5 protein-coding genes are annotated in these 22,619 nt (G+C 59.9%); all 5 read right to left on the reverse strand.

The window, feature by feature from the left end:
- Positions 1-20: 20 nt before the first annotated feature.
- Positions 21-8,606, reverse strand: a complete 8,586-nt coding sequence (locus PSH73_RS09415; RefSeq protein WP_169990630.1) for a non-ribosomal peptide synthetase — start codon at positions 8,604-8,606, stop codon at positions 21-23.
- Positions 8,606-11,941: an amino acid adenylation domain-containing protein gene (locus tag PSH73_RS09420; protein ID WP_370694596.1), complete on the reverse strand. Its 3,336-nt coding sequence runs from the start codon at positions 11,939-11,941 to the stop codon at positions 8,606-8,608. The genes PSH73_RS09415 and PSH73_RS09420 overlap by 1 nt, the downstream gene beginning before the upstream one ends.
- The gene (locus PSH73_RS09425; protein ID WP_305462325.1) at positions 11,942-19,819 is read right to left on the reverse strand and encodes a non-ribosomal peptide synthetase; all 7,878 of its coding nucleotides are present in this window, start codon (positions 19,817-19,819) and stop codon (positions 11,942-11,944) included.
- Between the two features lie 130 nt (positions 19,820-19,949).
- The gene (locus PSH73_RS09430; protein WP_305462327.1) at positions 19,950-21,599 is read right to left on the reverse strand and encodes a cyclic peptide export ABC transporter; all 1,650 of its coding nucleotides are present in this window, start codon (positions 21,597-21,599) and stop codon (positions 19,950-19,952) included.
- A gap of 138 nt (positions 21,600-21,737) precedes the next feature.
- Entirely contained in the window at positions 21,738-22,616 is an 879-nt protein-coding gene (locus PSH73_RS09435) for a formylglycine-generating enzyme family protein (RefSeq protein WP_305462329.1), read from the reverse strand.
- Positions 22,617-22,619 lie beyond the last annotated feature (3 nt).

The following is a 22,619-nucleotide window of genomic DNA, read 5'->3' on the forward strand; positions in this document are numbered from 1 at the left end:
GGCCTGGGGTGATGGCAGGATTAACGGGTGACCGCTTCGCGCTGCGGTAATTGCTGGAGCAGGCTGTGCAGAAGCTGGCTGTTGTTAAGCATCTGGTAATGCCCGGCGACGATTCGCTCGTCCAGAATGCTGCCCGCCACCGGATTGGTGAAGTCCGGTGAATTGGCGTCGCAGGCCCACCAGCAGCAGGCAGACGCTCGTGTCTGCGGCAGTGTTTTCAGATCCAGGGACAGGCCCTTGAGTTTCATCGCGACCATGAACGTATGGGCTAGCTCTTCGACACTGATGTTGCTGAACGCTGAAGTGCCGGCGACTTGTTGGCGGATATCCGTGATCGACCGTTCCAGCATCGCTTGGGGGCTGTCGGCTGGGAGTTCCACTACCGGTAGGTGCTCGCAGGCTTGAGCGAAGATCACGGCAAGGAAACCGCGCAAGTCATCGCCCCAATCCAGATCGCGAGCAGCGGGTACGGTGGACGGGATAAAGCTGTCTACCAATCCCAGGAACTCTACTTCCTGGCCCTGCTTTTCCAGTTCCTGAGCGACCAGTACTGCGAGGGTGCCCCCCAACGACCAACCAACTAGTTGATAAGGTCCCTGGGCCTGTTTCTGGCGAATGTACTGGGCATAGTCGATAGCCATGGACGCCAGAGATTCGTCCTGCCAGTCGCGGTCGAGCAGCATGCGACATTGCAGGCCATAGACGCTGCGCTGGCCTTCCAGGCGACGTGCGAGGGTGTCGTAGTCGAACACCGTGCCAAAGCCGGCATGCAGGCAGAACAGCGGCGGCACATGGGGCACGCGGCTATTGAGCAACAGCAAAGGGTCCAGGTCGGTGGCAGGGGCGAAGCCCGACAGTTCGGCAATGGTCGGTTTGCCGATCATGTCCCGCAGTTTCAGTTCCAACCCCAGCTCAGGCTGGTTACGGACCTTGGACAGCACTTTGAGGATGCGCAGCGAATCGCCGCCCAACTCGAAGAAATTGTCGGTCACACCCACGCTTTCCAGCTCCAAAACCTGTTGCCAAATGATTGCCAGGGCTTGTTCCACAGCATTGCGAGGGGCTACGAATTCACGGCCCTTGAAGTCGGGATCAGGTAGTGCCTTGCGGTCGATCTTACCGTTGGGATTAAGCGGCAATGCGGCCAGGCGAATGATCTGCGTGGGCACCATATAGTCAGGCAAGTCAGCCTGGAGCAAGGCGCGCAAGCGTTCTCCTGGCGCATCATCAGTTGGGGTGACGACATAGCCGATCAGCTGTTTGCTGACGCCCGCCTCACGAGCGACCACCACTGCATCCTGTACCCCCGGAATATCTCGCAACCTGGATTCGATTTCACCAAGCTCTATGCGGAATCCGCGAATCTTTACCTGGTTATCCAGGCGTCCCAGGTAATCGATTACGCCATTGGGACGTTGGCGTACCAGATCACCCGTGCGGTACAGGCGCGAGCCGTTGGCGGCAAATGGGTCGAGCACAAACCGTTCGGCCGTCAGCCCCGGACGCTGATGATAACCCCGAGCCACACCTTCACCGCCAATGTACAACTCGCCGGCCACACCCTCGGGTAACGGGTTGAGGTGTTCGTCGAGAACATACAGCGTGCGCTCGCCAACCCGCGTACCAATCGGTGCGTATACTGCGCCGCAGGTTTCACTGACGGGGACTTTCCATAGCAGTGGCGTGACCACGGTTTCGGTCGGGCCGTAGCCATTGGTCAAATAAACAGGTTTGAGTGTGTGCTTGACCAGCTCAAAGTTGGCCTCGGCCACCGCATCCCCACCAAAGCAGTAAATGCGCACAGCAGGCGGTGCCTTGCCGCAGTCCCGGGCGTACTCTGCCAACTGTTGCAGATAGGCCGGTGGGAAGCAGGCGATGCTGATCCGGTGGGCATGCAAGGCGTGCCAGGTTTCCTCGGGGGTCCACAGGCGGTTTTCGCGCACCACCAACTGGCCTCCGTGGGCCAAGGTACTCAGCCAGCGCTCTTGGGCCCCATCGAAAGCAAACGACATGAACAACAGTTCGCGGGTGCTGCTGTCCATTTCATAGCGCTGGCCGATCGCCTGGCAGTGCATGCGGATCTGCCCGTGGCTGACCGCCACGCCCTTGGGTTTGCCCGTGGAGCCGGAGGTGTAAATCAGGTAGGCGAGGTTGTCCGCATCCATCAGCGCTTGCGGGTGGCGATCGGACAGAGCTGTCAGGGGCAGAGTGTCCAGTTCGATCAGTGCAGGCGCCCATGGCTGGCTGAAACGCTCGCGCAACGAGCCCTGGGTGAGCATTACTGCCATCGCCGAGTCTTCGACGATCCACTTCACTCGGTCTTGCGGGTAGTCAATATCCAGCGGGACGTAAGCGCCGCCCGTCTTCATCACGGCGTAGAAGGCGACGACCACATCCACTGAGCGTTCCAGGGCGACACCAACGAAGATCTCTGGCCCAACGCCCTGTGCGATCAGGTAGTGGGCCAGGTGGTTGGCGCGCTGCTCCAGTTGGCCATAGGTCAGTTGCTCCTGGTCACAGATCACTGCCACGGCATCCGCGTTGGTCACGGCATGGTTGCGGATCTGTGTCACGAGCAAGGGCAGGTCATAAACCTCGGCTACCAGTTCGTTATCCTGCTGCAAGGCCCGTTGCTCACCGGCATTGAGCGTGGATAGGCTGCCGAGGGTGGCTGTCGGATTTTCGAGCATGGCCAGCAGCAGAGTTTCGAAGCTACGGCGCAGTTGCGCGGTGGCCTCGGCGGTGAAACAGTTGCGCAGGTACATGAACTCAACGGTGAGGCGATCGCCCAGGTTAACCGCAAGGTCCATGGCGAAGTTGGTAACACCCTGAGTCCTGGTTTCACCGAATTTGAGGTGATCCTGCTCGGCTTCTTGCAGGCGCTCATCCACCGGGTAGTTCTCGAACACGATGATGCTGTCGAACAGCGCTTGGCCGCCTTGTCCCGACCAGCGTTGTACGTCGGCCAGCGATGCATGTTCGTGATCGCGTACTTCCAGGTTGTAGGTTTGCAGTTTTCGCAACCAATCGGTCACGGTCTGCTGTGGCTGTGGGGTCTGAATGATCGGCAAGGTGTTGATAAACAATCCCAGCATTTCATCGGATGCCTCAAGGCTCAGTGGCCGTCCTGCGACGGTACTGCCAAAGCACACGCTGTCCTGTCCCGTATAGCGCTGCAACAGCAGTAGCCAGGTTGCTTGGATAAATGTGTTGGGTGTGACGCGCAACCGTTGCGCCTGATCTATTAGGTGTTGGGTTTGTTGCGCGTCCCAGTTGAGGTAAAGCGCCTCATGCCCGTCGCAACCAGGATCAGGTCGTGGCGATAGGCTATTGGCGAGAACGGTTGGCCCGTTCAGCCCTTGCAGCTTCTGTTTCCAGAACGTTTCCAGGGAGGACTGTGACTGGGTTTTCAACCAGGCGATGTAGTCTCGGTACTTACCACGTTTTGGCTCGGGAGTCTTGCCGTTGTACACCTCGAACACTTCGGCGAGCAGCCGTGAGCTGCTCCAGCCATCTAGTAAAATATGATGGTGGGTCCAGACCAGGTAGAGCTGTTCGGCCGGCAGTTTGACCAGGGTCAGGCGCATCAATGGTGCCGCCAGTAGGTCGAAGCCTTCGCGGTTATCTGCTTCGATCAGATCTTGCAGGTCGTTTGCGCAGGACTCACGGTTCTGCCAATCAAGAATACGCAGGGGGAGGTCAGTTTTTTTGAACACCATTTGCAGCGGTTCAGCCAGGTGGCTGGCGGTCCAGAAACCCGTACGCAGGATTTCATGGCGTTCGACGGCAGTATTCCAGGCATCGGTAAACCGCGCGATGTCCAGGCCGCTGACGGGTACTGCGGTTTGGTTGATGTAAGCTGCGGCCTCGGACGCCTCAAGGGTGTGGAACATCATCCCTTGTTGCATGGGGGACAAGGGATAGAGGTCTTCAATCTGCTGAATAGGGAGGCTCAGTGTGTCCAGTTGCGCCTGGCTCAAGCCAGCCAACGGAAAGTCAGAGGGTGTTGCACCTTGATGGTTGGTATCGCAGCAGTAGGCGACCAACTGCTCAAGTGCTTGTAGGTAGTTATTGGAGAGCTTCTGGATGACCTCGGCAGGGATTACTTCCTGGCTGAAGATCCAGGCCATGCTCAGCTGGCCGTCATCGATCTGGCTATTAATGGTTAGTCGGTTGCACAGCGCGGGATTGCTGTTTTTCTCTACGCCATATTTTTCTCTCACCGGGACAAACAGGGCACCTGCGGCGCTGTCGGTTTGATCTCGGTAGTTGAAGGCGATGCGCGGCATTGGTAGCGCGTCCAGGCTTGCCTGGACCTGTGTGTCACCCAGGTAGCGCAAGACACCAAACCCAATGCCTTTATCGGGAATGGCCCGCAGTTGTTCCTTGACCTGCTTGATCGCTTCGCCCCAGTCCTTATGGGCGGTCAACTTGACCGGGTACAGGCTGGTGAACCGGCCCACGGTGCGGGTCAGGTCGATATCATCGAACAGGGCTTCGCGGCCATGGCTTTCCAGTTGGACCAAAACGTTTTCGCACGAGGTCCATTGGCTGACTGTACGGGTCAGGGCAGTCAGGAGCAGATCGATAATTTGCGTGCGATAGGCCGCGGGTGCGACTTGCATCAGTTGCTGGGTCAGGGTTTTGCTGAGCTTGATATCGACAGTCGTCGCTTGGCCGTGCCGTTGGCAGCCCTCAGGGTTGGCCTGGGGCAGGTCGTGGCTTGAAGCGTCCAGTTGTTGGACCCAGTACGCCAGTTCTTGTTGCAGGGCGTCGCTGCGACCGTAGTCTTGCAACTTCTCGCCCCAGGTTTTGTAGGCGCTGGTTTTCTCCGGCAAGGCCAGCGCCTGACCCATTTGCAGTTGGTGGTAGGCCGTTTGCAAATCATCAAACAGGATGCCCCAAGACACGTCATCCGCCACCAAGTGATGGATCGCCAGCAACAGGCGCTGGCTGCCATCGTTCAGACTGACCAGCACTGCCCGCAACAGCGGTCCGTGTTGTAAGTTGAGGCTGCGCTGGGCTTCGTCGCCCAAGGATTGCAATTGCGTGACGCCATCAATGTACGTTTGCCACAGCACCGACGTAGGCGCCGGACGGTATTCAGCGCTCCAGCCAGAGTCAGTTTGAGTGAAACTCAGACGCAGTGCATCGTGGTGTTGGATCAGGGCGTTGAGGGCCTGCTCCAGCAGTTGCGGCTCCAGGGCCATGGCAGGCTTGAGCAGCACTGATCGGTTCCAGTGATTGCGCTCGGGGATGTTAGTGTCTAAGAACAGTTGCTGGATCGGCAACAGCGGGGCGCTGCCGATGACTGGGCCTTGATCGATCACGAGGCCCTGGCCGTGGGTTTTCGCCACATTGGCCAAGCCCTGGATGGTCTGGTGCTGGAACAGGTCCTTGGGGGTGAAGTGGATGCCGGCCTGACGGGCGCGACTCACTACCTGGATCGAGATGATCGAGTCGCCGCCCAGTTCGAAGAAGTTGTCGGTGACACCGACTTTTTCCAGTTTGAGCACTGTTTGCCAGATACCTACAATGGTGGTCTCCAGTGCTCCCTTGGGGGCAACATAGGTTTTTTGCACTTGGCTGGCATCGGGTTTTGGCAGTGCCTTACGTTCAAGCTTTCCGTTCGGGCTCAAGGGTAATTGGTCGAGAAACAACCAGTACACCGGGACCATATAGTCCGGCAGGTGTTCCTTGAGACGGATCTTGAGTCTGTCGCGCAAGTGTGTAGTGTCGATGTCTTTACGCGGTACGACGTACCCGACCAACTGCAAGCCAGTGGCAGTATCGACTGCCAGTACGGCCACCTCGTGTACTTCGCCTTGCTCCAGCAACCGCGCTTCGATCTCACCCAGTTCGATGCGCAAACCGCGAATTTTCACTTGATGGTCAATGCGCCCGACGTATTCGATGACCCCGTCAGGACGTTGGCGCGCCAGGTCGCCGGTGCGGTACAGGCGTTCACCTTGAGCGTAGGGGCTGGCAACGAAGCGCTCTGCGGTCAGGGCTGGGCGCTGGTGATAACCGCGGGCCAGGCCTTCGCCGCCTAGGTACAGCTCGCCGATCACCCCGGTTGGTACAGGTGCCAGGTCTGAATTGAGGACCCAGGTGGTCAGGTTAGCGATAGGCTGGCCGATTGGCACGCTGCTGCGGCTTTCCTCGCGACAGGTCCAGTGGGTCACATCAATGGCGGCTTCAGTTGGGCCGTAGAGGTTGTAGAGCGCTGCGTTTGGCAACTTGGCAAATACTTGTTGCTGGGCATCGGCCGACAGTGCTTCACCGCTGCACACGATGCGCTTTAAGCCATTGCAGCGGGATACTTGCTCATCGGCGAGGAACACCTGGAGCATCGACGGTACGAAGTGCAGGGTAGTTATATCGTGCTGGTTGATCAGTTCGACCAAGCGGGCTGGATCGCGATGGTCTCCAGGACCGGCAATCGCCAGGCGTGCACCGGTCATCAACGGCCAGAAAAACTCCCAGACTGAGACGTCAAAGCTGAACGGGGTTTTTTGCAGCACCGTGTCGGCTGTCGTGAGGTTGTAGGCCTGCTGCATCCAGCACAAACGGTTGACCAGTGCGCAATGCCGGTTGGCTGCACCTTTTGGCTTGCCGGTAGAGCCGGAGGTGTAAATCACGTAGGCCAGGTTTTCCGGATCCAAAGTAATACCGGGGTTGCTGCTGGGCCAGGCGCTGATAACTGGCTCGTCCAGACACAGCGTTTCCACACCGGCGGGAACCGGCAGCTTGTCGAGTAACGTCTGTTGGCTAAGCAACAAGGTGATGCCACTGTCCTGCATCATGTACGCAAGCCGATCACTCGGGTATTCAGGGTCTAGCGGAACATAGGCGCCGCCAGCCTTGAGGATGGCCAGCAGGCCGATCACCATATCCAGGCTGCGTTCGATGGCAATACCCACCAGTACATCGTGGCCGACGCCGCGTTCAATCAGGCGATGGGCCAATGAGTTGGCTTTCTGATTGAGTTGGTTATAGGTCAACTGGCTCTCACCAAAAATGAGCGCTACGGCGTCAGGGGTGCTTTCTACTTGCTGCTCGATCCACTGGTGGGTGCAACGCTCAAGCGGATACGTGATAGTGGTGTCGTTCCAGTCGTACAGGATCTGCTGTTGTTGTGCGTTGCTGAGTAACGACAAACTGGCAATTGCTTGCTGTGGTGCTGCGATGCAGCGATCGAGCAGGTTTAGCCAGTGTTGTCCGAGGCGTTCAATGGTGCTGGCTTCAAACAGGTCGGTGGCGTAGTTCAGAGTTGCTGACAAACCCTGCGTTGATTCGAAGGTGCTGAAAGTCAGGTCAAACTGTGCGGTGCGACTGCCCCATCTGATGCCCTCGACGTCCAGCGAGGATGCAGGCGCAAGTTGTACTGTTGTGGAGTCCTGATGCTCTTTAAGATGGTTATACATCACCTGGAATAATGGGCTGATGCTCAGGTTCCGTTCCGGCTGCAAGGCCTCGACCAGTTGTTCGAAAGGCAGGTCCTGATGCGCCTGGGCATCCAGTGCCGTTTGCTTGACCTGGGCCAGTAGTTCGCTGAAAGACAGCGATTCATCGAAGCGCGCCCTGAGTACTTGAGTATTGACGAAAAAACCCAGCAAGCGCTCGGTTTCAACCCGGTTACGGTTGGCCACGGGTACGCCCACCCGAATGTCGGACTGGCGGCTGTAATGGTGCAACAGCGCCTGGAACGAGGCGAGCAGCAACATAAACAGAGTCACATTGTGTTGCTGGGCAAGCTGCTTGAGGTTGTGTTCCAGGGAGGCTGGAACCGTGACTGCAATGTTCGCCCCTCGATAGCTCTGGACAGCTGGCCGTGGGTGATCGGTGGGTAACTCCAATACGGGTTGTTCACCACCCAATTGGGCTTGCCAATAAGCCAGTTGGCGTTCGCTTTCACCGGCCTCCATCCAATGACGTTGCCAGATGGCATAGTCGGCGTACTGGATTGTCAGCTCTGGCAAGACGTTTGGTTGGCCTTGCTGATAATCCGAGTACAGTGCAACCAGTTCATCGACCATCACCTGCATCGACCAGTCATCCGAGACGATGTGGTGCTGGGTCAGCACCAGTACATGGTCATCCTGGCCCAGCTGTAGCAAGGCTACACGCAACAGTGGGCCTTGCTGCAAATCAAATGGCTGGTAAGCCTGGGCTTGGATAAATGCCTTGATTCCTGCGTCATCGAGCCCCGAAACGCTGCTTTGCTGGATCTGCATCGGCATGTCGAGGTGAATAATTTGCAATGGTCGATCTTCGCCATGTGCAAACGTGGTGCGCAGCGTCTGGTGACGGGCGATTAAGGCGTTGAAGCTTTGCTCCAGCGCCACGACGTCCAGTTTACCCTTGAGTCGCAGGGCAGTTGGAATGTTGTAGGCTGCGCTGTCGGGGTCTAGTTGCCAGAGCACCCACTGCCGTTCTTGAGCGAAAGAAAGTGGGATGGATTCGAAGGCTGACTGCACTTCAGGGATTGGCAGGTTGGTGGGTGAAACCCCTTCAGCCAGCATTTTTTCCAGGTACAGCTTGCGCTTTTCCAGGGGCAGGGTGATGAAACGCCGGGCAATACGGGCGGCGACAGTCTTATCCATCAGAACTCCTCCATTTCATCGAGCAGGGCTTCAAGTTTGTCGAGTTTCTGCGCGGTGACAGGTCCTGCCTGCTGCTCAAGCTGGGCGGTAAACGCGCCCAGAGTCGGGTGTTGGAACATCAACTGCGGCGTCAACTGCATACCCAGCTCAAGTTGTAGGCGCGAGACCACGCTCACGACCAGTAGTGAGTGCCCACCCAGTTCAAAGAAATGGTCCTCCAGGCCGATAGGCTCGACTTTCAATACGTCTTGCCAAATCGCTGCGACCTGCTGTTGCAAAGGACTACAGGGCGCTACATAGGTTTTTTGCGCCAGACTGGCATCCGGCGCCGGCAACACCTTGCGATCGAGCTTGCCATTGGGGGTCAGCGGCAGGCTGGCGAGGAAGACCCAATGGATGGGCACCATGTACTCCGGCAGGTCGCCCTTGAGCTGACGCTTGCACGCCTCACGCAGCGCCTGTTCATCGCTGACCGCTTGCACGGCAACCACGTACGCCACCAACTGCGAATGGCCAGCGACGTCCCGCACCACCACGGCGGCTTCGCGCACTTGCGGTTGCTCCAACAGCCGCGCCTCGATTTCCCCCAGTTCGATCCGCAATCCACGGATTTTTACCTGGTGATCCACCCGACCGATGTACTCGATCACCCCGTCCGCGCGGTAGCGCGCCAGGTCGCCGGTGCGGTACAGGCGCGTACCGGGAGCGCCAAATGGATCGGGCAGGAAGCGTTCGGCGGTGAGTGCCGGGCGCTGGAAGTAACCCCGCGCCAGGCCATCGCCGCCAATCAACAATTCACCCGCCACCCCGACCGGCACCGGCGCCAGGTTATCGTCGAGGATATACAGGCTGGTATTGGCAATCGGCCCGCCCAGCCACGGCTGAGGCTGGGTTGGCGTGAGCGGGTACTGCGCCGACCAGATGGTGGTCTCGGTCGGCCCGTAGAGGTTCCACACCTGGGGCGAAAGCGCCAAAAGGCGGGTCGCCAGTTCCAGGGGCAGCGCCTCACCGCCGCACAGCAGTTTGCAGCCCTTGAGCTCATCGGCCTGCGGGTGATCGAGCAGCATGCGCCAGGTCGAGGGCGTGGCCTGCAACACGCTGATGCGCTGCTGTTTGACCAGGGCAAGCAAGGCTTGCGGGTCGAGGTTGATGTCCTGCCCGGTCAGCACCAGGGTTGCGCCAGCCAACAGTGGCCCATAGATTTCCAGGCCGAAAATATCGAACGAAAAGGTGGTCAGCGACAGCAGCCGGTCATTGGCATCCAGGCCCGGCTGGCGGGCCATGCTGCACACAAAGTTGGTCAGGGCGCCATGGCGCACCATCACGCCTTTGGGCTTGCCGGTGGAGCCGGAGGTGTAGATCACGTAGGCCAGGTGTTCGGCCGTGGTGCGCGGCAGCGGGTTTTCGCAGCTGTAGCCATCGAGCCACGCATCCGGTTGGTCCAGGGCCAGGGCACTGACCCCGGCCGGGATCGGCAAGCGCGCCAGCAACGGTGCCTGGGTCAGCAGCAGGGCCAGGCCGCTGTCTTGCATCATGTAGGCTAGGCGTTCCTCGGGGTACGCCGGGTCCAGTGGCACATAGGCGCCACCGGCCTTGAGAATCGCCAGCAGCCCGACCACCAGGTCAACGCTGCGTCGCACCGCAATTCCCACCAGTACATCCGGGCCGACACCGGCCGCGATCAGGCGATGGGCCAGGCGGTTGGCCTGCTGGTTGAGTCGGGCAAAGGTCAATGACTGGGTGTGGAAGACCAACGCCACGGCATCCGGGGTGCGGGCGGCCTGGGCTTCGATCAGGTGGTGGATGGCGCTGTCGCGAGGGTAGTCGGCAGTGCTGGCGTTCCAACCTCGTAGGATCTGCTGTCTTTCCATATCACTGAGCAGCGACATACTGTTGATTGGCTGCTGTGGCGCTGCAATGCAGTGTTCCAGCAAGTTCAGCCAATGTTTCCCAAAGCGCTCAATGGTGCTGGCGTCAAACAGGTCGGTGGCATAGTTCAGCGTTGCAGACAGACCCTGTGCTGATTCAAAGGTGTTGAGGGTCAGGTCGAATTGAGCGGTATGGTGTTCTCTGCTCAGACTCTCGACGTGCAAGGCGGAAGGTGATGACGGCTGGCCGGCTGAGGCGCCCTGGTGTTCGCTGAGGTGGTTGAACATCACCTGGAACAAAGGGTTGAGGCTCAGGTTACGTTCCGGCTGCAGGGCTTCGACCAGTTGCTCGAAGGGCAGGTCCTGGTGGGCTTGGGCTTGCAGCGCAGTTTGCTTGACCTGTGCCAACAGTTCGCTGAAGGACAGCGGTTCATCGAAGCGTGCCCTGAGCACTTGGGTGTTAACAAAAAAGCCCAGCAAACGCTCGGTTTCTACCCGGTTGCGATTGGCCACAGGCACGCCGACACGAATGTCGGCCTGACGGCTGTAATGGTGCAAAAGTGCCTGGAACGAGGCGAGCAGCAGCATGAACAGTGTCACATTGCTCTGCTGGGCAAGCTGCTTGAGTTTTTGTGCCAGCGCCGGGGGAACCGTGACCGTGATGTTCGCCCCACGATAGCTCTGCACGGCAGGTCGCGAACGATCTGTGGGCAACTCCAGGACCGGCTGTTCGCCGCCCAGTTGGCCCTTCCAGTAAGCCAGCTGGCGTTCACTTTCCCCTGCCTCCATCCAGCGGCGCTGCCAGATCGAATAATCGGTGTATTGAATCGGCAGTGCTTGCAGCTCGACGGATAGGCCCTGGGAATAGCCACCATATAGTTGAACCAGTTCCTGGACCATCATGTGCATTGACCAATCATCGGAGACAATATGATGCTGGACCAGCAGCAGGACATGATCCTCTTCAGAAATGCGTAGTAACTTCACCCGCAGTAACTGATCACGGCGCAGGTCGAAGGGTTGACGGCTCTGCTGTTCAACGAAGTCCTTGATAAAACTATCTGTGGCGCCGTTCTTGCTAATGACGTCGAGGAACAGGCCGCTCAGGGGGTCGATCACCTGTATCACGCCTTGAGGTTCTTCGACAAATCGGGTGCGCAAGCTTTGGTGGCGTTCGATCAGGGTATCGAAGCTGCGTTGCAATGCATCGACGTCCAGTGGTCCCCGCAACCGCAGTGCGGTTGGCAGGTTATAGGCGGCGCTGGCAGGATCGAGCAACCACAGAAACCACTGGCGCTCCTGGGCAAACGACAAGGGTATTTGCGCAAAGAAATGCCGGGTTTGTGGGATCGGCAAGCGCGACAAGCTCATGCCCTTGGCGCTCATTTGCTCATAGAGGGTTTTGCGCTGGGTAACTGGCAACTTGATAAAGCGGTCTATCAAGTCATTCAGGGCGTTGGCTTGCATTTATTGGGTCTCCAGCACATCGAGCAGATCAAACAGATCATTCAATGAGTCATCAGGGGCTTGTTCGCCAGCGGGCTCGATACGGGATGCATAGTCTTGCAGCGAGGCACTTTCGAAAATCGTGGCCAGTGGTACCTCAATACCCAGGTGCAGGTGCACGCGGGACGTCACCTGCGTGGCCAGCAGCGAATTGCCACCAAGGGCGAAGAAGTTGTCATCCAGGCCAATACGCTGGGTTTTCAGCACTGCTCGCCAGATATCGGCAATGTCGCTCTGCAACCCGCTTTGCGGTTCACGGTGTTCCTGGGCTTCGCTTTGCACGTCTACGCAGGCCAGAGCCTTGCGGTCGAGCTTGCCGTTGGGGTTGCGTGGCATCTGCTCCAGCACATGCACCTGGGCAGGAATCATGTAGGCCGGCAGGCGGGCCTTGAGGAAGGCCCGCAGCGCATCGATGCCTGAGTGAGTGTCACCTTCTTCCAGGGTCAGATAGGCAATCAACTGCTTGCCCAGCGGGTTCTCGCCGACCAGTACGGCCGCTTCGCGAACCCCGGGGAACAGCGCGATTTGCGCCTCGATCTCGCCCAGCTCTATACGGAATCCGTAGATTTTTACCTGCTGGTCCACACGCCCCAGGTACTCCAGGGCGCCGTCTTCCTTGCGTCGGCGCGCCAGGTCACCGCTCTTGTACAACCGCTCGCCCGGTATCAGGGCAAAGGGGTTGGGCACAAAGCTGGCGGCGGTGCGCACCGGGTCACCACAGTAGCCGCGCCCTACGCCGACGCCGGCAATGCAGATTTCACCCGTTGCCCCGGTGGGGATCGGCGACAGGTCGTCGTCCAGCACATACAGACGATTATTATCGGTTGGGTAACCGATCGGGATGTAGGTGCGTTGAGTCGAGGCCGGGTCGATGTTGTAGAACGCCACATCATCAGAACACTCAGCCGGCCCGTAGGCGTTGACCAGCTTGATGGCCGGGTAGCGTGCCAGCCAGTCGGCGGCAGTTTCTGCCGGCAGCGCTTCGCCCGTTGGTAGTAGCCAGCGCAGGTCGGGAAGGTCGCTGTGTTGTTCGATTAGCAGCGCCTGGATCAGCGCCGGGACAATTTCCAGCACGGTAATACGTTGTTCTTCAACGTGCTTGAGCAGAGCCTGAGGGTTCTTCGAAATGTCGTCAGCAAAAATACATACCTTGGCGCCGCACAGCAGTGCGGTGAGGAACTGCCAGACAGAAATGTCGAACGACTGGGAAGCGGTCTGCGCGATGATGTCCTGCTCGGTCAGTTGCAGGTAAGGCACTTTGCTCAACTGATTGTTGAGCATGCCGGCCTGTTCCACCATGACCCCCTTGGGCTGCCCGGTGGAGCCTGAAGTGAAAATCACATAAGCCAGGTTGTTCGGGCCGCTGTAGCGTCCTGGGCGTTGCCGGTTGGCCAAATCAGGCGGCAGATCTTCCCAGACCAGCAGGCCCACGCTATGTTCGGGGGCGCTGATGGCCAGTTCGCCAAGCAGCATCTGGGCCTGCTCGCGGTACTTGGCCGTGCAGACCAATAGTGGCGTCTTGCTAAGGCGCAGGACGCTCTTGATCCGTTCGCCAGGATGGCTTGGGTCCAACGGAAGATATCCTGCGCCGGCCTTGAAGGTGCCGACAATCATTGCCAGCAACTCCAGGTCGCGGTCGGCCAGCAGGGCCACGGGTTGGTCCAGGCCCACGCCGCGCTCGATCAAGCGATGGCCGAGGATGTTCGCCTCATGGTCGAGTTGCTCGTAGGTCCAGGCACGGTCCTGGCAAACCGCTGCCACGCGTTGCGGGCTGGCATCGACGTGCTGTTCGAACTGCTCGACAAATGAGCGCTGCAGATCGTGGGGCACCTGCGATTGATTGTGTTCAAGGGCCCACTCACTTAGACGTTCCGGAGCCACCAGAGTGATCTGGGCCAACGGTTGGTGCAGGTGATGACGCAGGGCGATCAGCCATTGCTTGAACTCTTCGAGCAAGCTGTCCATGGTCGACTGCTCGAAAAAGCGGGTGTCGTATGACAGATGCAGGCCAACCTTGTCGCTCGGGTAGACCACCACGGTCACCGGATAATTAGTGTGGGTCCGCGAAGAGTCGGAGATTACGCCCATGTCCTGAGCGTCCTGGCCGACGGAGTCTTCCATCGGCGCGTTTTCGTAGACGAAGAGGCTGTTGAACAGCGGCTGGCCTTTGAGGATCTGGCTACACTCCTGAATGTTGACCAGGGGCAGATAGTCATATTCACGCAGTGACACGTTCTTGTGCAGGATGGTTTGCAGCCAGGCGAGGGTGCTGAGTTGACTGTCCGGGGTGGGGATAGCGACCCGCAACGGTACGCTGTTGATAAACAGCCCTACGGTATTTTGCATCTCGGGAATATGCGCTGGGCGACCGGAAACCGTAACACCGAACACTACGTCCCGCGAGCGACTGTGGTTATGCAGGGTCAAGGCCCAGGCAGCCTGGACGAAGGTGTTGAGCGTGAGGTGGTGGCGCGTCGCGGCCTCTTGCAGTGCGGTGCTGTCTTGCTGGCTGAGCCAGGTGTAGTTGTCGCCAATCACCGACACCGAGTGCGCAGGCACTTGCGGATGATCCACCGGGAGTGACGTGGTGTGCTCCAGGCCTTCCAGTTGATCTTGCCAGAACGTCGTGGCGGCGGTGCGATCCTGTTGTTGCAACCACTGGATAAAGTCGCGGAAGCGGTAGGGCGTGGCGAGCTCACAGGGTTTACCCGCCAACATGGCGTGGTAGATCTCGAAGAAGTCCGACATCAGCAACGAGCGGCACCAGGCATCTAGCAGGATATGGTGGTTGCTCATGACAAACCGGTGGGAGTGGTCGGCCAGCAGGATCAGCTTGAAGCGGATCGGAGGCTGCAAGGCTAGATCGAAGCCGGCTTCCCGCTCTACCTTGAGCAAGTGTTCGATCTGTGCTTGTACCCGGTCCATCGGCACATGGCTCAAGTCCAGCCGTTCGACCTGCACGTTGCTGTTTTTGTGGATGACTTGCAGCAGCGTGCCGCCGGTATTCCACAGGAATGACGCCCGAATCGCTTCATAGCGTTTTACCACCTGCTGCCAGGCCGCCTCGAAGCGCGGATAGTCCAGCGTTTCCTTGATGGTGTAGCACTCTTGCATGAAGTAAATGCCGGAGTTTTTTTCCAGTAACGTGTGCACCAGCAAGCCTTCCTGCATCGGCGACAACGGGTAAATGTCTTCGATCTGCTGGACCGGGATGCTCAGTGTGTCCAGTTGTGCCTGGCTCAACCCAGCCAATGGGAAGTCAGAGGGTGTTGCACCTTGGTGATCGGTATCGCAGCAATAGCCGATCAGTTGCTCGAGCGCATGCAGGCAGTTGTTGGCGAGGTTCTGGATGACTTCAACAGGGAAGACGTCGTCGCTGAACGTCCAGCTCATGCTCAACTGGCTGCCATAGACCTGGCTATTGATGGTCAGCCAGTTGCCCAAAGGCGTTTCGCTGCTTTTTTCGGCACCACGCTCCTCGCCAGTAGGCACAAACAGCGCGCCTTCGGCACTGTCGAAGCTACCGTCGAACTGGCCCAGGTAGTTGAAGGTAATACGTGGCACGGGCAATGCGCTCAGGCGTTCCCGAGTCTGAGCGTCACCCAGATAGCGTAGAACGCCAAATCCAATGCCTTTGTCAGGAATGGCCCGCAGTTGTTCCTTGACCTGTTTGATTGCTTCGCCCAAATCCGGATGGGCGCTCAACTTGACCGGGTACAGGCTGGTGAACCAGCCGATGGTGCGGGTTAGGTCAATGTCATCGAACAGGGGTTCGCGGCCATGGCTTTCCAGTTGGATCAGCACGTTGTCGCGCGTGGTCCATTGGCTGACTGCACGGGTTAGGGCCGTCAGCAGCAGATCATTGATTTGTGTGCGATAGGCCGCGGGCGCGACTTGCAACAGTTGTTGGGTCAGGGTTTTGCTCAACAGGATATCGACAGTCGTTGACCGGCTATGCTGCTGGCTGCCGTCAGGATTGGATTGCGGCAGGTCGTGGCTGGCGGCGTCCAGTTGCTGTTCCCAGTACATCAGTTCCTGTTGCAACTCGGCACTCTGCCCATAGCCCCGCAACCTTTCGCCCCATGTCTTATACGCACTGGTCTTCTCCGGCAATTCAATCGCCTGGCCCGCCTGCACTTGCCGGTACACGGTTTGCAAATCATCAAACAAAATCCGCCACGACACGCCATCCACCACCAAGTGATGAATCGCCAGCAGCAAGCGCTGGCTACCGTCACCCAGGCTGACCAGCACCGCGCGCAGCAGCGGCCCGTCTTGCAGGTTGAGGCTGCGTTGGGCTTCGTCGCCCAAAGATTGCAGTTGCGTTGTGTCCTCAATCCGGGTCTGCCACAACACCGACGCCGTGGCCGGGCGGTATTCGGCGTTCCAGCCAGAATCAGCCTGAGTGAAGCTCAGGCGCAGGGCGTCGTGGTGTTGGATGAGGGCGTTGAGGGCCTGTTCCAGCAGGTGCGGGTCCAGGGCCGTGGCGGGCTTGAGCAGTACCGATTGATTCCAGTGGTGGCGCTCGGGGATCTCGGTATCGAAGAACAGGTGTTGGATCGGCAGCAGTGGTGCGCTGCCGGTGACCGGACCTTGATCGATCGCGAGGCCCTGGCCGTGGGTTTTCGCCACGCTGGCCAGGCTCTGGATGGTCTGGTGCTGGAACAGGTCCTTGGGGGTGAAGTGGATGCCGGCCTGGCGGGCGCGGCTGACCACCTGAATGGAGATGATCGAGTCGCCGCCCAGTTCGAAGAAGTTGTCGTTCAGGCCGATTTTTGCAAGTTTGAGCACGTCTTGCCAGATGGCTGCGATGCGTTGTTGCAGATCGTTTTGCGGGGCCACGTAGGCGTGCAGGGCCTGGCTCGCGTCGGGGGCGGGCAGGGCCTTGCGGTCGAGTTTGCCGTTGGGGGTCAGGGGCAGTTGCGCCAGGATCAGCAAATGACCTGGGACCATATAGTCTGGCAGCTGTTCGCCGAGCCAGGCTTTTAAGACCTCGCGCAAGGCGTCCTGGCGGTTAATGTCTGTTGCCGGTTCCGTCGGCACCACATAACCCACTAACTGCGCGCCGCCCGGGGTTGGGTGGGCGATGACCACGGCTTCGCGCGCCGCCTTGTGTTGCAGCAGTTGCGCTTCAATCTCTCCCAGTTCGATACGCAGGCCGCGGATTTTTACCTGATGGTCGATACGCCCGATGTAGTCGATGACCCCATCGGCACGGTAGCGCGTCAGGTCGCCGCTGCGATACAGGCGTGCGCCATTGCCTGCAAACGGATCGGGAATAAAGCGTTCGGCGGTCAGCCCCGGGCGCTGGTGGTAGCCCTGTGCCAGGGAGTCGCCGCCGATCAGCAGTTCGGCGCTGGTGCCCACCGGGCACAGCTGCAGGTCGTGGTCGAGCAGGTAGGTACGCACGTTGGCGAGGGGGCGGCCGATAGGGGCGATGGCGCCTTCGGGCAGGCTGGCGACATCAAAGAAGGTGGTGTCGATAGTGGCTTCGGTTGGGCCATAAAGGTTGCACAGGCGGCCGTTCCAGCGTTCGCGCAATTGTGCGACCAGCGGAGTACCCAAGGCTTCGCCGCCCAGCAGCAGCAAGCGCAGGGATTGCATCTGCGCGCCCTGTTCGTCGACGAGCAAGGCTTGCAGCAGGGAGGGGGCCATTTGCAGCACGCTGATGCGCTGGGCGGCTACTTCCGACCACAGCACTGACAAATCGTCGGACAACTCGCGGGAGGCGAGGACCAACTGCGCACCGTTGAGCAAGGGCAACCAGAACTCCCACACCGAGGCGTCGAAGCTGAAGGCGGTTTTTTGCAAGACCCGGTCCGCAGCGTTCAGGCCCAATTCGCCCTGCATCCACAGCATATGATTGGTCAGGGCGCCGTGGCGCACCTGCACGCCCTTGGGCTGCCCGGTGGAGCCGGAGGTGTAGATCATGTAGGCCAGATTATCGGCGCTGACTGTTAGCTGCGGGTTGGCGCTGTCATAGCCTTCCAGCCAGTCGCTGTCCTGATCCAGGCACAGGGACGGCAGGCTGTCCGGGGCGGGCAATGCCAGGCTGCTTTGGGTCAGCAGCAGGCCGATGCCGCTGTCGTTGATCATGTAGGCCAGGCGGTCAGCGGGGTAGGCCGGGTCCAGCGGTACATAGGCGCCGCCTGCCTTGAGCACGGCCAGCAGGGCGATGACCATTTCCAGGCTGCGCTCAAGGCCCAGGCCCACGCAGACGTTGGGGCCAACGCCCAGCTCCAGCAGCTTGTGAGCCAGTTGGTTGGCGCGACGGTTGAGCTGATCCAGGGTCAATTGCTGCTCGCCGAGCACCACAGCGACGGCATGTGGCAGGCGTTCGGCTTGCTCCGCGACCAACACATGCACAGGGGCTGCGTTCGGGTAGTGGACGGCCGTGGTATTCCACTGCCCCAACTGCCGCTCACGCTCCTCATCACTGAGCATCGCAAGCTCGCCGATCAGTGCCTGCGGTTGCTCAACCATGGCTTGCAACAGGTTCTGCCAGTGCCCGGCCAGAGTGGCGATGGTCGCCGGGGTGAAGCACCCGGCGTCATAGTCGAAATGCGCGGTGATCTGCTGCTGGCTGTACTCCACGTCCAGCGACAGGTCGAACTTGGCCTGCAACGGGTGGCTGTCCATAAACGTCAGTTGCAACGGGCCCAGGTGCAGGGGCGCGTCCTGCGCGGCGCCGGCGCGCCAGTTGAACAGGGTCTGGAACAGCGGGTTGGCCTGGGGGCTGCGTTGCAGGTGGAGATCTTCGAGGATCAGCTCGATGGGGTAGTCGGCATGTTCCAGGGCGGCCAGGGATTGCTGGCGCAGGGCCTGGAGGAACGTGCTGCACGATTGCTCGGGCGCCAGTCGCGCGCGATACACCTGGCTGCTGACGAAAAAACCCACCAGGTCCTGGATCTGTGCCTGGTTGCGTGTGGCGTTGGGCACGCCGACGGTGAAGTCGGTCTGGCCGCTGTAGCGTCCCAGCAGCAATTGCCAGGTGCCGAGCAGCACTACGAACGGGTTCAGGCCCTGTTGCTGGCAAAAGCTCTGGAGCTGCTCGTTCAAGTATGCAGGCAGGGTGTGGGCATGATGGCCGGCACCTGCGTGGTTTTCCAGGCGCTCGCGAGGCAATGTCAGGGCCGGGATATCATTGCCAAGGATGGCCTTCCAATACTGGGCGGCTGCGGCGTGTTGCGGTGTCAGCGGGTAGTCTTGGCGTTGCCACTGGGCGTAGTCGGCGTACTGGATGGACGGGCGCGGCAGGGCCCGGCCTGGTTGGCCAAGGGCGCTTGCCAGGTCGTGCATCAGGATCGGATTGGACCAGGCGTCCGAGACGATGTGATGCATATTGAGCAGCAGCACATAATCCTGCGTGGCGCGCTTGAGCAGGGTGCTACGAATCAGCGGCGCCTGGCTCAGGTCGAAGGGCTGGGTGGCATGCTGGCGGATGCGATCTTGCACTTGCTGTTCGCGCTGGACGCTGTCCAGGGCGCTCAGGTCCTCTTCGAGCAGGTTCAGCTGTGCGCCCTGGTCGATGACTTGTAGGGGCGTGCCGTCGGTGTTGCGAAAGGCGGTACGCAGGATATCGTGGCGATTGATCACCTGGTTAAGGGCCGCTTCCAGGGCGCACGCGTCCACCGGTCCCTTGATGGCAATCGCCCGTGGCAGGTTATAGGCATGGCTTTGCGGATCGAACTGTTGCAGGAACCACAGACGCTGCTGGGCGAACGACAGCGGCACCGGATCACGCCCGGCGAGGCTCTGGATGGACTGCCCGGCGCCGGCTTCATCGGCCAGCAACAAGGCCAGCAGGTCGTCATCGGGAAGTTGGTTCAATTGGTTCATGATCGATCTCGTCGCCGTCGGCAGAGGAAATAAGCTGTGTCAGGAAGACGAAGTTCGATCAATGAGATTTAGGTGCAATAGCAGGCGGGGAGCGTTGTAGTAGCCGGCAAGCCGGCTGCTACAGGGGAGGTCAGGCGCAGGCTTTTTCAGTGATGACTCGGCCGGCCTGCATGCGTACCAGTTGGTCGGCGACGTCGAAGTAACGGTCGTCGTGGGAGATGACGATGATGGTCTTGCCCAGGCGCTTGAGGTCCGGCAGCAGCTCGGTGTAGAAAATCCGCCGGAAGGTCGGGTCCTGGTCCGCCGCCCACTCGTCGAACACCAGCACCGGGCGCTCGTCGAGCCAGGCGTTGACCAGGGCCAGACGCTTGCGTTGCCCGGTGGACAGGTCGGTGGTGGTGAACGCGCCGTCGCGCACGCTGACCTTGTGGGCGATTTCCAGGCGCTCCAGGTATTGAGTGGCGTCGTCGGGCAAGACCTTGTCGTTCTGCACCAGGTCGTCGAACAGGAAGTAGTCGGCAAAAATCGTGGTGAACATCTGCCGGTAGTCATCCAGCCCCAGGGCGTCCACGGGCAGGCCGTTGAGACGGATTTCACCTTGCTGCGGGGTGTACAGGCCCAGTAGCAGCTTGATCAGGGTGGTCTTGCCGCAACCGTTTTCACCGACGATAAACAGAATTTCCCCAGGCTCGATGCTCAGGTTGACCGGCCCGAGCTTGAACGGCTCGCTGCCTTCGACCGTTGGGAAGGCGTACTGCACGTTGCGCAGTTCCAAGTGCTTCATCACGGGCACGGTTTTGTCGGCGTCATCGAGCAGCAGGTGTGGTTCCGGCGAGGAGAAACGCTCCGACAGGTCGGCAATGCGGCGGAAGGCAATTTGCGCGCGGCTGATGATCGGCAGGTTGCCGATCAGGTTTTCCAGCGGACCTTTCATGTACAGCAGCACCAGGACAAAGCCGCTCATCACCGCTGGGTCCGAACTGGGCCAGAATTGTTGCAGGGTCAGGGCCAGACCGATAACCACGAAAAACAGCATCGAGCCCAGGCTCTTGGCAATTACGAAGATATTGATCGAGCGGATGTGGGTGTCGCAGATTTTGTCGGCGGTGCCCTGGATATTACGGGTGTGCATGGCATGCCGACGTGGGCGGTGGATGCGCAGTTCCTTGGCACCCTCGGCAATCGCCGAATAGTGTTTTTGCAGGTTGTCTTCGGCGTCGCGTGCCGCGTAGAACCCTTTGATGCCTTTGCTTTGAGCCACGTACTGCACCGCCGAACCAATGCCGATGGCCAGCAGGGTCATCAGGAAGATCGGCCAGGACAGCACCGCCAGGTAGCCCAGGCAGCCCAGGATCACCGTGGTAGAAATCGCCAGCGGGGCGAAGGCGAAGGCGAAGTCGCTGATGGTGTCCACGTCGTGGGTCAGAACCGGGATCAGGCGGTGAGTGCGGTAGCGCTCGATCTGCTCGATGGGGGCGGCGAGCACTTTGGCGCCGAGGTCCTTGCGCAGTTTGGCAATCACCTTCTGACCGACGAAATTGGTGCCGATGTCGGCGCCGATACTGCTGAGCAGGGCCAGTAGGCACAGCCCGGCGAAGGCCAGCACCACACCGGTGCCCATGCCGTCGGCGCTGTGCAGGCCGCGGTTGACCGTGGCCAGCAGCGCCGTGACGCTAAGGCCGCCGATGATGCCCAGCGTGATGGAAGAAATAACAATCCGCCGATAGGGCTTGAGCAGGCTCAAGAGTTCTCGAATGGCGCTGCGCGGTGCTGCGGTCATGAAACTACCTCGATCGCGACGTGGCTACGTGCTGTGGGCAAGTGAAGGCCTGCGCGCGGAGGTTTACCGTTGGCAGGCCGATAGTAGGAGGACGAGTCGGGCGGGGCGCGATTTAGCCGCGTCCCGAGGTGCGTAGGCTCAGAGATCCCGTGCCACGCGAAAGCCCAGCCAGTCGCCGCGCACGTTGGAGTTGAGGCTGTTGCGGTTGCCGGAGCGGGAAAACACCGGCGCTTCGCCCCAGTCGTTGCCGCGAATCTGCCGCACTTCGCACTGCCCGGTCAGCCAGGCGCTGCCATCGCTGGGCGCACCGACATAGCTGTCGTTTTCACAGTCTTCGACCCATTCGTAGACGTTGCCATGCATGTCATACACGCCGAACGCATTGGGCGCATAGCTGCCGGCCGGGGCGGTATAGCTGTAGCCATCCGCCGGCCCGTAGGTATTGGCGTGCTTGGCGATGCTGTACTTCTTGTCTTCATCGAATGGAAATGGGAACGGGCCGGAGGTGCCGCCACGGGCGGCGTATTCACGCAGGGACTCGCTGACCATGCGGTACTGCTTGCCGGTTTTCTTCGACAGCCAGGCGACATAGGCATTGGCTTCTGCAAAGTCCATGCACACTGCCGGATGTTTGGGGCTTGTCTTGTAGGTGGGTTTGCCGGCCGTGCATTTGCGCCCTGGACGGTCGTCGCCGTCGGGCATCTTGTAGCCGGTTTCTTGTACGTAACGGTCCCATTCGCCGGCCAGCACCTGGAAGCGGCTGATGGCCACGGGTTTGGCGAAGGTCACGTCATGCATCGGCCCTTCATCGGGCTGGCGACCGACTTCATCATCCGGGGTGCCCATTTTGAACGTGCCGGTAGGCAGCACCACCATTTCCGGGCAGTTTTTGCAGTCCTTGAACACGGTGCCGGGCTTGGGCGGCGTCGCGGCTTGGGCGGACGGCAACAGGCAGGCCATCAATGCCGTCAGGGCCAGGGATTTGAGGAGCGTCGGGGTGAGCGGTTCATCGTTCATGAG

The organism is Pseudomonas sp. FP2294, assembly GCF_030687625.1.
Lineage (GTDB): Bacteria > Pseudomonadota > Gammaproteobacteria > Pseudomonadales > Pseudomonadaceae > Aquipseudomonas > Aquipseudomonas shahriarae.

Excerpts from the sequence above, each read along its gene's own strand:
- PSH73_RS09415 (WP_169990630.1), bottom strand. The coding sequence starts at position 8,606 with ATGGATAAGACTGTCGCCGCCCGTATTGCCCGGCGTTTCATCACCCTG.
- PSH73_RS09420 (WP_370694596.1), bottom strand. The coding sequence starts at position 11,941 with ATGCAAGCCAACGCCCTGAATGACTTGATAGACCGCTTTATCAAGTTG.
- PSH73_RS09425 (WP_305462325.1), bottom strand. The coding sequence starts at position 19,819 with ATGAACCAATTGAACCAACTTCCCGATGACGACCTGCTGGCCTTGTTG.
- PSH73_RS09430 (WP_305462327.1), bottom strand. The coding sequence starts at position 21,599 with ATGACCGCAGCACCGCGCAGCGCCATTCGAGAACTCTTGAGCCTGCTC.
- PSH73_RS09435 (WP_305462329.1), bottom strand. The coding sequence starts at position 22,616 with ATGAACGATGAACCGCTCACCCCGACGCTCCTCAAATCCCTGGCCCTG.